The 14,794-nt window shown below is 37.8% G+C and carries 14 protein-coding genes; 7 read left to right on the forward strand and 7 right to left on the reverse strand.

What is annotated here, in order from left to right; genetic code table 11:
- The 4 genes from pstB (at position 1) to CDA10_RS06700 (ending at position 4,183) form a co-directional block, all read left to right on the forward strand.
- Entirely contained in the window at positions 1-915 is a 915-nt protein-coding gene (gene pstB / locus CDA10_RS06685; protein WP_089604833.1) for a phosphate ABC transporter ATP-binding protein PstB, read from the forward strand.
- Between the two features lie 144 nt (positions 916-1,059).
- Positions 1,060-1,764 (forward strand): Type 1 glutamine amidotransferase-like domain-containing protein, encoded by a 705-nt coding sequence (locus CDA10_RS06690; protein ID WP_089604834.1) that lies wholly within the window; start codon positions 1,060-1,062, stop codon positions 1,762-1,764.
- A gap of 120 nt (positions 1,765-1,884) precedes the next feature.
- On the forward strand, positions 1,885-2,847 hold the full coding sequence (gene sohB / locus CDA10_RS06695; protein ID WP_089604835.1) for a protease SohB: 963 nt from the start codon (positions 1,885-1,887) through the stop codon (positions 2,845-2,847).
- A 193-nt stretch (positions 2,848-3,040) separates the two neighbouring features.
- On the forward strand, positions 3,041-4,183 hold the full coding sequence (locus tag CDA10_RS06700; RefSeq protein WP_089604836.1) for an acyl-CoA dehydrogenase family protein: 1,143 nt from the start codon (positions 3,041-3,043) through the stop codon (positions 4,181-4,183).
- A 439-nt stretch (positions 4,184-4,622) separates the two neighbouring features.
- Here the strand turns inward: CDA10_RS06700 and CDA10_RS06705 are convergent, their stop codons facing one another.
- The gene (locus CDA10_RS06705; protein WP_089604837.1) at positions 4,623-5,141 is read right to left on the reverse strand and encodes a DJ-1/PfpI/YhbO family deglycase/protease; all 519 of its coding nucleotides are present in this window, start codon (positions 5,139-5,141) and stop codon (positions 4,623-4,625) included.
- A 295-nt stretch (positions 5,142-5,436) separates the two neighbouring features.
- On the opposite strand from CDA10_RS06705, the gene pheA reads away from it, so the two are divergent.
- The 3 genes from pheA to CDA10_RS06720 all read left to right on the forward strand — a co-directional run bounded on the left by pheA (position 5,437) and on the right by CDA10_RS06720 (position 9,397).
- Positions 5,437-6,543 carry a prephenate dehydratase gene (pheA, locus tag CDA10_RS06710; protein ID WP_089604838.1) on the forward strand — a complete coding sequence of 369 codons (1,107 nt, stop codon included), beginning with the start codon at positions 5,437-5,439 and terminating at the stop codon, positions 6,541-6,543.
- Positions 6,544-6,576: 33 nt separating this feature from the next.
- Positions 6,577-8,823: a bifunctional prephenate dehydrogenase/3-phosphoshikimate 1-carboxyvinyltransferase gene (locus CDA10_RS06715; protein ID WP_089604839.1), complete on the forward strand. Its 2,247-nt coding sequence runs from the start codon at positions 6,577-6,579 to the stop codon at positions 8,821-8,823.
- 196 nt (positions 8,824-9,019) lie between these two features.
- Positions 9,020-9,397, forward strand: coding sequence for a hypothetical protein (locus CDA10_RS06720; protein ID WP_089604840.1), 378 nt, complete (start codon positions 9,020-9,022; stop codon positions 9,395-9,397).
- Between the two features lie 58 nt (positions 9,398-9,455).
- Here the strand turns inward: CDA10_RS06720 and CDA10_RS06725 are convergent, their stop codons facing one another.
- The 6 genes from CDA10_RS06725 to CDA10_RS06755 form a co-directional block, all read right to left on the reverse strand.
- Complete coding sequence (locus CDA10_RS06725; RefSeq protein ID WP_089604841.1) at positions 9,456-9,980, reverse strand: hypothetical protein; 525 nt, start codon at positions 9,978-9,980, stop codon at positions 9,456-9,458.
- 252 nt (positions 9,981-10,232) lie between these two features.
- Positions 10,233-10,673, reverse strand: coding sequence for a DUF2147 domain-containing protein (locus CDA10_RS06730; RefSeq protein WP_089604842.1), 441 nt, complete (start codon positions 10,671-10,673; stop codon positions 10,233-10,235).
- Positions 10,674-10,878: 205 nt separating this feature from the next.
- Complete coding sequence (gene rtcA / locus CDA10_RS06735; protein ID WP_089604843.1) at positions 10,879-11,910, reverse strand: RNA 3'-terminal phosphate cyclase; 1,032 nt, start codon at positions 11,908-11,910, stop codon at positions 10,879-10,881.
- A gap of 250 nt (positions 11,911-12,160) precedes the next feature.
- Complete coding sequence (locus tag CDA10_RS06740; protein WP_089604844.1) at positions 12,161-12,622, reverse strand: DIP1984 family protein; 462 nt, start codon at positions 12,620-12,622, stop codon at positions 12,161-12,163.
- A gap of 25 nt (positions 12,623-12,647) precedes the next feature.
- A complete protein-coding gene (locus CDA10_RS06745) occupies positions 12,648-13,052 on the reverse strand; it encodes a DUF7684 family protein (protein ID WP_089604845.1) in 405 nt (134 codons plus the stop codon).
- A gap of 330 nt (positions 13,053-13,382) precedes the next feature.
- Positions 13,383-14,660 carry an RtcB family protein gene (locus tag CDA10_RS06755; protein ID WP_407640364.1) on the reverse strand — a complete coding sequence of 426 codons (1,278 nt, stop codon included), beginning with the start codon at positions 14,658-14,660 and terminating at the stop codon, positions 13,383-13,385.
- Positions 14,661-14,794 lie beyond the last annotated feature (134 nt).

Consider the following 14,794-nt stretch of genomic DNA (forward strand, 5'->3'; position numbering starts at 1 on the left):
ATGAATACTGTAGAAATTAAAAATTCCTTAGAACAGGATAGAACCGTGAATTCAGAACAATCTCAATCAGCATTGAATGAAACAGAACAAAAGCGTCAAGCGACGTCATTTGTTTCGCAATTTGAATCTAGTAGTACACCAAAAAAAGAAAAAAATACGACAGTTAAAATCAGTGCTGAAGATGTGCATGTGTATTATGGTGAATCTGAGGCCATTAAAGGTATTGATCTTCAAGTATTTGAGAATGAAGTGATTGCATTTATTGGACCTTCGGGCTGTGGTAAATCAACATTTCTACGTACCTTGAATCGTATGAATGACACTATTGATACTTGTCGTGTAACGGGTAAAGTTCGTTTAGACAATCAAGATATTTATGATCCAAATTTGGATGTAGTTTTACTGCGTGCTCAAGTCGGTATGGTTTTCCAAAAACCAAATCCATTTCCAAAGTCAATTTTTGATAATGTGGCTTATGGCCCTAAACTGCATGGTTTAGCACGTGATAAATACGATTTAGAAGAAATTGTAGAAAATAGTTTGCGTAAAGCTGGTTTGTGGGATGAAGTAAAAGATCGTTTAAATCAGCCGGGTACAGGTCTTTCAGGTGGTCAGCAACAGCGTCTTTGTATCGCACGTACCATTGCAGTGAGTCCAGATGTAATTTTAATGGATGAGCCATGTTCTGCACTAGATCCTATTGCAACGGCAAAAATTGAAGAATTAATTTCTGAACTTTCTGCACAATATACGATTGCGATTGTAACGCATTCTATGCAACAGGCTGCTCGTGTATCTGACCGTACTGCATACTTCCATTTAGGTGATTTGATTGAAGTGAATGCGACTGAGAAGGTATTCACACAACCCGATCATCAATTAACAGAAGCATATATCACAGGTCGTTTTGGTTGATCTAAAATACGTTGTGAAATTGAAAGAGCCGAAAGGCTCTTTTTTTATTTGTAGTTCGTTCGTAGAAAGAAATTTTAGGTTTTCTCGTCCTGAGTCATACGATTTAATATATGATTTTGCAATATTTATAAAAAGATTTTTGAAATGATTAAAGAAAAAATAATCGCAATGGGCGGCGGTGGATTTTCCACAGAATTAGATAATTCATTGCTTGACCAGTACATATTGAATGCGAGTGGTGTTGAGAAACCACGGATTTGCTTCCTACCCACAGCGGGTGGGGATAGTGAAGCTTATACGACAAGATTTTTTTCCAATTTTTCTTCGTACAATTGTGAACCATTTTGTTTATCGCTATTTAGACCACAAATAGATGATATTGAATCATTTTTACTGAGTATGGATATTATCTATGTGGGTGGTGGAAGTACCAAGAATTTACTCGCAATTTGGAAAGATTGGGATATTCCTCGGATTCTAAAAAAGGCTTTAGAAAATGGTACAATTCTCTCTGGTGTCAGTGCGGGAATCATTTGTTGGTTTGAAGCAGGTCTTACAGATTCATTTCATGGAAAATATGTTCCTTTAAAGAGTTTAGGTTTCTTATTAGGAAGTGTTTGTCCACATTGTGATTCTAAAGACGGTCGTCTTGAGAAATATATTGAATACATTCAAAGCGAAGAAATTCCATCAGGATATGCTATAGATGATGGTGTAGTGCTCCATTTTGAAAATGGTCAGTTAGTCAAGGCCGTAAAGTCTCAGCCGAATGCCAAGGTACTCTTCATTTCAAAGGAATTAGGTGTGATACATCAAAGACAGCTTGAAACTCAAACTTTAATAAAATGAGTTCTATTAAATACCCAACTTTCGACAGATAAATATTTAATTTAAAAATAGCTATTGAAAAATATCACCATTGACCTAATCTAAGTTTAAAGCCTAGGCCTATTAGAGAATATAAATTCTATGTTATTTCATTTACCTAAAGTATCTGCAGAGATCCATATTGGTCATTTAAATGCACGTATTAACGAACAAAGAAAAAGAATTGCGCAAACAACGTCTTCTAAACTAGAGCTTTTACAACTGACACAACAGTTTTCTAAAGAAGCACGTTTAAGAAAGAAAAATAACCAAAAAGTCTATGTTTTAGATTTTAAAGGTGATGTTCAAGCTTCTGCTGTTGAAAATTTACGTGAAGAAATCACGCTGATTTTGGCAACTGCAAAAGCAGGGCGTGATCGTGTCGTAGTGCGACTTGAAAGCCCTGGTGGTATGGTACATGGTTATGGTCTAGCTGCTGCACAATTGGTTCGTTTACGTGATGCAGGATTTAACCTGACAATCTGTGTGGATAAAGTTGCTGCAAGCGGTGGTTATTTGATGGCTTGTATTGCGAGTGAAATTATTTCAGCACCATTTGCAATCGTGGGTTCGATTGGTGTGGTTGCTCAAATACCTAATTTCAATCGTTTATTAAAAGAGCACCATGTAGACTTTGAACTTTACACCGCAGGTCAATTCAAACGTACCGTGACCATGTTTGGTGAAAACACACCAGAAGGTAAGGCAAAGTTTGAAGAAGAATTGCAACAAACTCATCAATTATTCAAGCATTTTGTGGAAAAATATCGTCCGCAACTCAATGTTGAAAAAGTGGCGACAGGTGAGCACTGGTACGGTGAAGATGCACGTAGTCTGAACTTAGTGGATAAATTACAAACTTCAGATGAATATTTGCTCGGTCTATTACCAAATCATGATGTTTATGTGATCCAAACACGCCGTAAACCAACTTTAGGTGAAAAATTAGGATTGCAAGCTGCACAAATGGCGGATGCTTTGATTCCCTCACTGATGAATAAATTGGTAAATGAAGTCACTCAATTAAACTCATCATTACCGATGTTTAGAGACAATAAGTTTTAAGTCTAATATCCAGTAATGATGTATTTGAAGAGTAATCAATGAACATTGGTTACTCTTTTTTATCTGTGAAGAGCTTTTTATTGGCTAAATAAACATAAAAAAATGACCTCATGTGATCATGAAAGTTTTCTCAAAATTGATTAGCATGAGGCCAATAGGAATTTAAACAACAAACTCAATAAGGAACAGCATAATGTTAGCTTATGATGCAGATTTAGAACTTTTTCGTGATAATTTTAAACGTTTTATGAATGAACACATTGCGCCTTTTTATGAGCAATGGGAAAAAGAAGGCTTAATGCCTCGTTCGGTATGGACACTTTTGGGTGAAAATGGTTATTTGTGTGTTGATATTCCTGAAGAATATGGCGGTTATGGCGTACCCACTGAATATTCTTTGATGTTGGTTGAGGAGTCTTCACGTGCAGGCTATGGCGCATTATCTACAGCCATTTCATGCCATTCGGAAATTGCAGCGCCGTATATTTTAAATATTGCCAATGAAGAACAGAAACAATATTGGCTGCCTAAAATGGTTGCAGGTGAAGTGGTTGGTGCAATTGGTATGACTGAGCCGGGAGCAGGTTCTGATTTACAAGCGATGCGTACTTCAGCGATTTTGAATGGCGATCATTATGTTTTAAATGGTTCAAAAACATTTATTTCAAATGGTCAACATGCGGATTTAGTGGTTCTCGCGTGTAAAACAGATCCGCAAGCGCGTGCAAAAGGTGTGTCATTGCTTTTGGTTGATACGCATTTGGACGGTTTTAAGAAGGGTACGAATTTAGACAAGATCGGCCTACATTCTCAAGATACTTCTGAATTGTTCTTTGATAATGTCAAAGTTCCTGCAAATCAACTTTTGGGTAATGCAGGAAATGGTTTTGCTTATTTGATGCAAGAATTACCACGTGAGCGTACGGCGATTGCAGCAACAGCTTTGGGTGCAATTCGTGGTGCAATTGATATTGCGACAGTTTATGTCAAAGAACGTCAGGCTTTTGGTCAAGCAATTGGTAATTTCCAAAATACTCGTTTTGTTTTAGCACAAGCAAAAATTGATGAGTTAGCAACAGCAGCTTTTTATAATCAAAATTTAGCGTTATATAAAGAACATAAATTGGATGTTGAAACGGCTGCGGCTTTGAAAAGCTTTAGTACAGACATGCAAATGAAAGTTGCAGATAACTTACTTCAGTTGTTTGGTGGCTATGGTTATATGACTGAATATCCAATTTCACGTTTCTTTGTCGATGCGCGTATCCAGCGTATCTATGGCGGAACAAACGAAATTATGAAAGAGATCGTGGCACGTGGCATGATTGGGCGTTAATCTATATTTCTTTGAATATATGGAAGTTATTAGTAAATAGCTTCCATTGAGGAATAAAAATAAATTGAACCACGAGATAGAAAAACACCAACAATACCAAAAGCTTATACAGGCAAGAAATCGGTTTGTAATCAGTTTTTTCTCTTTACCATTTTTAATATATTTCTGTTATTACATCTTAAAAATATTCATTGCGACTCAAGGCTTGGTTTTTGTTTTGACAATGATCTTTGGAATTTTTGCTTATCTCTTTGTCATGTTTGGTTTTTTAATGAAAGATATTTGTCCTTGGTGTAGGCAGACGTTCTTCTTTCGTGCAGGCACTCATGTAAAAATAAAAAACTTTTTATGGTTTAGCGGAAATCATTGCGGTCATTGCCAAGAACCTAAAAACATTAAGACTCTAGGCTAATAAAATAGAAATGTTATTTAGCACAGTTTAAGCTCTTAATACATTTAAACATTCACTAATAAAAATGGGTAATTCTTGTGTTGAGCGAGAAGAGATATATAAATTATTGTCATTGACTACTTCACGGTCAAAAATGACTGCACCTGCTTCTTTAAGTTCTTCAATCATGGCTTCGATTGAAACCAAACGACGTCCAATTGCAATTTGCGCATCAATCAATAAATTAGGACTATAGCAACATAAAAAAATCGGTTTCTGTGCATTGGCAAAATTACGTAAAAAATCAATAAAACGTGGGTCTTGTTTGAGTAAAAGAGGAGAGTTTCCACCGGGAATCATCAGCGCATCAAAGTCCTGCACTGAAATTTCATCGATCCCTAAATCGATACTTACAGATGATTTTCGTTGTTTACTATAAACAATATTCCCAGCCAATTTTTCAATATTTCGTACAGAATGACTGGCAGCACGAAAGGCTTCGACAGGATGATGATATTCTGTATCTTCAAAATCATGGGTAATCAAAACAGCGATTCTTTTATTCATATTCTATTTCTCGAATTGCGCTTAACTCTTTCATCATAAATGGAAATCGTCATAACTCTATAGCTGCTTTGTAAATAATTTATGTGAAAAATAATGATGGAATTGGCTGTTTTTTATACAAAATTGAAGCAGTATTTAGATTCTCATCAATCAATTATTTCCTAATTGATGAACCGTGTATTGTTGCTAAGATAAAAGCAGTTTTGCTCAACAAATTTAATCGAACTATTGTTATACTGTCGGAGGTCTTAAGCTTAGACTTTTCGTAATTCTCGACTTTAAAGGGCGTATAACAATGATCAACGATGATCAAAACACGACTTCTCTCGATCTTGCTCAAATCCGTGAAGATATTGATTCTGTAGATCAACAAATTCAACAATTGATTAACCGTCGTGCAAAGCTGGCGGAAGCAGTTGCCAAAGCAAAATTTGCCGCAGAAGAGAATCCGCTGTTTTATCGTCCTGAACGTGAAGCTCAAGTATTACGTAAAGTGATGGATCGTAATGAAGGCCCATTGTCTGATCAAACCATGGCACGTTTATTCCGTGAAATCATGTCAGCCTGTTTAGCGCTTGAAGCACCACAAAGTATTGCATTCCTTGGCCCTGTCGGGACGTATACGCATTCAGCGGTTTTAAAACATTTTGGTCAAGATGCTGTGGTTCGTCCATTACCAACGATCGATGAAGTGTTCCGTGAAGTTGAAGCGGGTAGTGCACATTATGGTTTAGTACCCGTAGAAAACTCATCAGAAGGTGTGGTTAACCACACTTTAGATTGCTTTAAAGTATCGTCTTTAAATGTGATCGGTGAAGTTGAATTACGTATTCATCATCAATTCCTGGTGTCTTCAAATACGCGTAAAGACAGCATTAAACAGATTTATGCACATCAACAAACCTTGGCACAGTGCCGTAAATGGTTAGATGTACATTATCCGGGTGTAGAGCAGGTTGCTTTAAATTCCAATGCAGAAGCAGCACGCCGTATTCGCAATGAGTGGCATTCAGCGGCTATTGCATCGGATGTAGCGGCAAGTATTTATGATTTAGAAATTTTGCATGGCAATATTGAAGATAATCCAGAAAATACCACACGTTTCCTTGTGATTGGGCGTGAAAAAATTCCTCAAAGTGGCAATGACAAAACTTCATTACTCATTTCTGCACATGATCGTGCAGGGGCGTTATTGGAAATTTTAGCACCCTTCGCGAAACATAATATTAGCTTAACCAGTATTGAAACTCGTCCTGCATTACCTGAAAAATGGGCCTATGTGTTCTTCATCGATTTAGAAGGTCATGTGGAACAGGAAAATGTGAAAGCAGCGATTGAAGATATTCGCCCATTGGTGAAAGAAGTCCGTGTATTGGGTTCTTATCCTGTTGCTGTACTTTAATATTGTTGTGAAATTAGTGGTATAAAAATCGTCATGTCACAACTATTATTTAAAAAAGTTGCATTTATAGGGCTTGGGCTAATTGGTTCAAGTCTCGCTCGTGTGATTGTCGCAGAACATCTTGCAGAGAAAATTGTAGCGTCAACGCGCTCACAGAAAACTTTAGAAGATGCCAAAAATTTGGGAATTATTTCTGAAGGGTTCAGTGATCCGATAGATGCAGTGAAAGGTGCAGATTTAATCGTACTGGCTTTACCTGTACGTGCGACACAGAAAATTCTTGAAATTATTCAACCTTATATCGCTGAAAATGCAATCATTACCGATGTGGGTAGTACCAAGGGTAATGTGGTTGAAGCCGCCAAAGCTGTTTATGGTGAACATTTGCCTGCTGGTTTTGTTCCGGGACATCCGATTGCAGGTGCAGAACATACAGGCGTACATGCAGGTAAAGTTGATTTATTTGCAAATCATAAAGTGATTTTGACACCATTGCCGAGTAGTTCAGATTGGGCTGTCGAGAAATTAATACAGTTGTGGCAAGCAGCCAAAGCAGAAGTGATTTGTATGGATGTAGATAAGCATGATGAAGTGCTTGCACATACCAGTCATTTACCGCATTTGATGGCATTTAATTTGGTTGAACAGCTTGCAAATCGTGAAGATAATCTTGATATTTTCCGCTATGCAGCAGGTGGTTTTCGTGACTTCTCTCGTATTGCAGCCAGTGATCCGCAGATGTGGCACGATATCTTTTTTGCCAATAAAAAAGCCATTCTCAATGCTGTAGACGGTTTTGAAACACAACTTGCGACATTACGCCAACTGATTAAAGATGAAAACTCACAAGCTTTGATGGGATTGCTCGGTCATGCACAAGCGGCAAGACAACATTTCAATCATATGCTCGCCAATAAACCTTTGATGGAGAAAAATAAGGTGACACAACAATTTACCATTTTGCCGGGTGATAAGACATTTAAAGGTAAATTTACCGTGCCGGGTGACAAGTCGGTGTCACACCGTTCCATCATGTTTGGTGCGATTGCTGAAGGTACAACGCATGTAACAGGCTTCCTTGAAGGTGAAGATGCGCTTGCGACACTGCAAGCTTTTCGTGATATGGGCGTCAGTATTGAAGGCCCTAAGAACGGTGAAGTGACGATTCATGGTGTCGGAATCAACGGTTTAAAAGCACCGAAGACAGCTTTGTATATGGGGAACTCAGGTACATCGATGCGTTTGTTGTCTGGCATGTTGTCTGCGCAGCAGTTTGATTCTGTTATGACGGGTGATGCATCGTTGTCGAAACGTCCAATGGAACGTATTGCTAAGCCTTTACGTGAAATGGGTGCACAGATTCAAACCACAGGTGAGCGTGGTACGCCACCAGTATCGATTACTGGCGCTCAAGCTTTGAAAGGGATTCATTACGATTTACCGATGGCATCTGCACAGGTGAAGTCTGGAATTTTACTGGCAGGTTTATGGGCTGAAGGTGAAACTTCAGTGACTGAACCTGAACCAACTCGTGACCATACAGAACGTATGTTGCGTGCATTTGGTTATGATGTGAAAACTGAAGGCAATCGTATCTCTCTGCAAGGTGGTGGAAAACTAGTGGGTACTGAAATTCAAGTGCCTTCTGATATTTCTTCAGCAGCATTCTTTATGGTCGGTGCAGCGATTACTGAAGGTTCTGATGTAACACTGGAAGCGGTAGGGATTAACCCAACACGTACAGGTGTCATTGAAATCCTCAAACAAATGGGTGCTGACTTAACCGTTGAAAATGAACGTATTGCAGGTGGTGAGCCAATTGCAGACATTCGTATTCGTGGTACACGGACATTAAAGGGTATTCATATGCCTGAAGATCAAGTGCCATTGGCAATTGATGAGTTCCCATCATTATTCATCGCTGCGGCATGTGCTGAGGGTCAGACTGTGTTAACAGGTGCTGCCGAATTACGTGTTAAAGAGTCTGATCGTATTCAAGTGATGGCAGATGGTTTAAAGACCATGGGCATTGACTGCACACCAACCGATGACGGCATCATTATCGAAGGTAAAGGTCAATCTGGTGATTGGTCTGCGATTTTCACAGGTGGTGAAATTGAGTCACATCACGATCATCGTATTGCAATGAGTTTCTCGATGGCAGGTTTACGTACTTCTGGTGAAATTAAAATCGTTGGTACAGAAACAGTTGCAACCAGTTTTCCTACATTCACTGAGTTGGCGAATCAGGCAGGCTTAGCTATTCAAGTCACTGAATAAGTGACTTATTGATTTTGAGTTAGAGGTTTGGTTATTTCTTTTAACTTTAAATATAGAAATGCAAGAATCGATAAAAAGCTCAAAGAATCATCTGATCGTTGTATATTTGTTCGACAACAGCCAAGCAAAAGCTTGGCTGTTTTGTTTTAATTGCTTATTCTAAACCCTACAACTATAAAGTCTTTTGGATGAAGCGATGAGAACATTACAATTTACTGCAAACTGTGAAAGTCATGTGAAAAGCAATGATCATGGGAATGCATGTCATGTCACTCAGGGATATGTGACAGATTTATTGTCAAAGCAACTGACTGAATATGGTTTTAAAGTAGAGACAACAAATTCTGAAGAAAATTTAGCTGTGAGTGTAGCAAACCACCCGATAGATTTAGGCGTAAATTGTCAGCTTAATGATGATGGGTTATTGAGTTGTGAAATTTCAGCACATGCAGACGAAGAACAAGCTTGGTTTAAGAAGATTGAAACGCAAAGCATGATTAAGCAATTGGCAAATGCTGTTGAAAATGCACTAAAGCAAAATGATACGTTTAGTGGTTTTCAGTGGAAAGGGTAAATTAAAATTTGACCATGAATGCTGATACAGCCAAGTATTCATGATCATGCGTACTCACTTAACTTAAGCATTTTGTTTGGGTTATTACAGATTTAGAATTGTCTTTCACATAGTTGCAGAGTTGTTCAGCTTCTTGATTGGAAAGTCCCCAAAAGGCAATTACACCTCGCTCGTTTGGATCATTTTTATTGGATATATGTAAATATTGTGATCCAGAATATTCTTGATTTAACATGCTGATATATTTAGTGTCTGTGAAGCTACTACAAGATAAATTGGACAAAATTTCACAGTCTAAAGTACAACTATTTTTGAAATCTTTCATCAAGCCACTACCGCTACTGGATTGAATGATTTTTTCACATTGTTCAATATTTGCAAATGCGTAAACAAGCTTTAAAGTATAGCCATCTGCTTTTAAATCTAGGTTGATGTAGGCAGGTGTGTTTGTAACCTGCGTAGTCGGGGTTTGGCTAATCTGTTGATTGGTGTTGTTATTCCCATTCAAGATATGGTTTGTTTTGAACATTCCAATTAACCCAATTATAAGTAGTCCACCCACCCACTTTAAAACTTTACTCATATTTTTCTCAAGTACATGATTATTTTTGTAAGGCTCAATATAAATCAAAAAAATTGTGAAATAAATATCAAATGATTGAATTTAAGTGAATTTTTATAATATTTTTAGGCATTTGATTCGTTATTTATATTTTGGGAAAGTGCATGAGTGATTTTTTCTCGAATCCAAGTTTTATATAGGTAAAATTTAGATGACAGTTATATACAAAAGAATGAACTGTCATCATTTTGGCATTTTTGAAATAAGAAACTATTATTCCACACGCAACCAAGTTTGATTACGACCAATTGCAGAAATGCCTAAATAACCACGTAAAAATAATTTTTTGCCATTCGCGCTAATTTTGCCTTTTAAACGATAAATTTTTCCAGAAACAGGATCAATAATTTTACCGTCGGTATAATTGACTTGATCTGTGGTTTTTAACCCAGAAATGACTTGCATACCAATGATTGGTTTATTGGTATAAGGTGCAGGGCAGTTGGTACAAAACTCTTTTGGTGTATAGCCCGGACGAGGTGTTGATTTCAATGCAGTACCTGCATATGTCCCATTACTTTGTTTTTCAATCTTGACCAGTCCTTTAGCTTCGCCAGTTTTGTCATCGATATAACGCCAAGTTCCTGCAATATCTTCAGCAAAAACGGATGAGCTAAGTAATGCGATGCAGGCAGCCATTGAAAAAATTTTCATAAAATCCCTTTGATATAATACTTTTAAAACATAAGCTATGATTAGCTAATACATTGATTATACAATTAATTATGCAGGGCAATATTTACATATTACGCCAAATATATGCGATTTTTTAGACTAAAAAGAGATGTTTTATGGGGCATGGTCGAGTAAATTGATTGTTTTGTGTTAATTCAATTTGCTTTTAGAAATAAAGTGAGTATCAAACTTTGACACTCACTTTATAAATTTTATGGATTGGTTCAAAGTCAATTTCACAGTCTAAAAACTTTTGAATCATATCGGCTTGAGTTTTTGTATGTTCACTGATGGCTGATGCGGTAAATTGCCCACCTTGACCTAAAGCTAAAGGCAATAAAAGTTGGTCTGCTAAGTATTCATCCACCACAGCATCTATGGCCAAATAAGATTGAACATCTTTCGCTAAATCATGTGCCACTTTTTCAGCACTTTTCTTCATTTCACCTAATGCTGAAAATACTTGCTGATGATGTTCATAATTTAAAACAACAAAAGCTGTATTCCCTTGACTAATTCCTTGAAAGTTCAGTCTTTTACGTTGTGTTAAGCTTAATTTGTTATTTAACACTTCAAGCTCACGATCTGCAATATTGGGTTGAATATTTAAAGCTGCTGCAAAAGCATTGATTTCAAGTAATTTGCCTTTATTCAAAACTGAAAATTTCTGCTTTTCTACCCATGGGTGAATGGTTACATTCACTTGACCTGCACCGATTGGAAAGAAGCCAGCTTGCTTGCATTCAAAATCAACCTGTATCCCAAGCTGTTGAATTGTAGGTAGAAAGCAGTGTTCAATAAAATCAGCAGTCGGTGCCATAGGATTATGTGTACTACCGTGTATGGTGATTTGACTGGCTTCATTTTGCATCATCAAAACAGGCAGTAAGGTTTGTAGTACCAGTATTGTGCTACCCGCAGAACCGATTTGAAAATCATATTTTCCAGTTTGTACTTGTTGAGGTTGAAAATACAAACTTTGAGAATGCAATTCTGCACCTTGAACAATTGCATTACTTATCCGTTGAGACGCTTGGACGCAGACTAAATGCTGACGCATTAAGCCCGGTTTTTTACGTCCTGCACGGATATTCACAAGTTCAAAAGGAATTCCTGTCAACATAGAAAGGGAAAGGGCAGTTCTTAAAATTTGTCCGCCGCCTTCGCCTTGTGAGCCATCAATTTGGATGGTTTTATTTTTTAGAGATGTATTCATTTTCTTCTATCAATTTTATAAACAGAACATACTGTCAGTACATGGTGATGCTAAGTGAGTGGTGACTCTGCTCTCACAAAGGGTTTCATTGTGCAAGGTGATGGGTTGATTTGTGCCTAATTTGGTTAAGTTAACCCGCTCGCTTCGCTAGCCACTACACTTTATTTTCAATCCAGTGTTGTGGAATTAGGGGATCTTGCACTCGCCCAGTATGTTCAAACTGGATTATAAGCCGAAACTTATAAATTCTTTAAACTTCAAGCAAATCTACTTGCCAGTTAGTGGCTTGAATTAACACATTTAAATCACGCAATTTGGCACTGATATCATCGGCTTGCTTTTGCAAGGATGAAACAGGAATGACTTTGCGCCATTTAATCTCACGTGAGCTATAACGATCAAGTTCACGATGTGTATTGCTAATGGCAGTCGTTAAAATTTTATGTCGTTCTACTAGTTCATCTCGTTGAGTCAATAAAGCAAGTAATGAACGACCATCTGTAAGTTTCGCCAAAGCATTGGTTTGATGAATGGCATAAACCAGTTTTTGAGATTCCTGAGTTAAAGCAAAAACTTGTTTCAATAACTCATTTGGATCTTCCGATGGTTCATCACCTTCTTGTATCAATACATTTGCATTAATACGTTGTTTGAGTGAAGCGAGTTTTTTCTGTTGGTCGCTTCGGAGTAATAATGCTTCTGCGAGTTTCATTTTATTATCCTTATGACTTAAATAATTAGTGAATATTTAACACAATGATTTGATATAGAGCCTGTCGGGGTAATGTATCGACTGGAATGGATTCCGCAAACTCTATAACTTCTTCTAAAGTTTGTTTTTCATGCCAAGTGGTCATGAAGTTATAATCATCGTCATCAGGCAAGTCATAATTACAGAATTCTAAATAACTATAATCCAGTGCATCATCCCAAATTGAACACTCATGTCCCCATGCCATAGCCCAATAACATTGTTCAGATTTTACAATCCAATCACTGCATAGATTGCGCCAGTCATTACTTACATTGTTGTTATGTATTGCAATGACAACAATGTAAGGTTGCTGTGGTAATTCAAGAGTGATTTCTTGGTTCGATAATAGGTCATAATGCTGAACGACAACCTGTTTAGAATATTCCATATGTTTTACTCATTTTCTTCTGCCAAAGCATTAGTTTTCTGTGAGTTTCATTTAATTACAGCTTTTAATCTGGTTTTGAACTTATTAAATTGGTGGATATGACGGGATTCGAACCCGCATCAACACGATAACCTCCGTTTTTAGTCGAGAGGTTGAGAAGCATCATTGGGAACGTGCGCCAGTCATAACCCTTACACAGAGCTACTCCCTGCAATCCGTAACCTTGCTGATGAACCCACTTTCCTATCATGCCTAGTTTTACCTAGACCGCCTTTTAGCTCAATCGTTTTAGGCGGTGTCGCTCCCTATATGACAGCATACCCTTTACATTTACCCCTTCACACAAACTACCTGATTCAATGTATAAACCACTTCTACCAAATCACTTTGCGCTTTCATCACATCTTCAATCGGTTTATAAGCAGAAGGGATCTCATCAATCACGGCTGCATCCTTACGGCATTCCACACCCTTGGTTTGTTCAATCTGATCTTCTACCGTAAACAACTTCTTGGCAGCAGTACGACTATATACACGACCAGCACCATGCGAACATGAACAGAAAGATTCCTGATTCCCTTTACCTTTGACAATAAAAGACTTTGCACCCATCGAACCCGGAATGATCCCATACTCACCCAAACGAGCACGTACCGCACCTTTACGAGTAACCATGACTTCTTGTCCAAAATGCTCTTCTTTATCAACATAATTATGATGACAATTCACAGCTTCAACTTTGGCATTGAATGGTTTGTTGATGATGATGCGTAAAGCCTGAACAGCTGCTTCCATCATTAACTCACGGTTTTTCATAGCAAAGCGCTGCGCCCAACCGACAGCAAACCAATAATCATCAAAATGTTCAGTACCCTCAACCAAATAAGCTAAATCTTTATCGGGCAGGTGAATGAAATGCTTTTGCATATCTTTACGGGCAAGCTCAATAAAGTGGTTACCAATCGCATTTCCAACACCACGAGAACCTGAATGCAGCATGATCCACACTTGCTGATGTTCATCTAAGCAAACTTCAACAAAGTGATTTCCAGTTCCTAAAGTACCTAACTGTTTATGATTATTGGTATTTTTTAAACGAGGATGCTTGGCACAAATATATTCAAAATCTGTCACCAATTCAGCCCAAACCTGATCTACACGTTCAGATGTATTTTCCCATGAACCACGGTCACGACGTCCTCGACCTTTCGTCATCCCATGTGGAATTAAACGTTCAAGCTCAGTACGTAACGCATGTAGATTATCAGGCAGATCAGATGCTGTAAGTGAGGTACGTGCTGCCATCATTCCACAACCAATATCTACACCAACAGCAGCAGGAATAATCGCGCCTTTGGTTGGAATCACACTTCCAATGGTTGCACCGATACCAACATGGACATCTGGCATCACTGCCATCCATTTATAAATAAACGGCATTTGTGCTGTTTTTAACAGTTGATCTTTCGACTTCTCATCGACAGGGACACCTTTTGTCCACATTTTGATTGGAACACCTTTTTCGTCCTGAATAATGTTATAAGCGCGTTCCTGATTTTGTGAAGAACTTGCTTGTTTTTCAATTTTTTCTGCTACAGAAATTGTCATTGCTTTTATCCTCTTCAAAACCTGCCTGCCAAGCGGTTGCAGACAGGTGATATAGCGATACATCTTATGATGCATGTATTGTATATAGCGAGGAGTGTGCCAAGTTTTGAATTTAAGAATAAATAAATTTTAAG

Origin of the sequence: Acinetobacter piscicola (assembly GCF_002233755.1) — a bacterium.
In the GTDB taxonomy this organism is placed as follows: Bacteria; Pseudomonadota; Gammaproteobacteria; order Pseudomonadales; family Moraxellaceae; genus Acinetobacter; species Acinetobacter piscicola.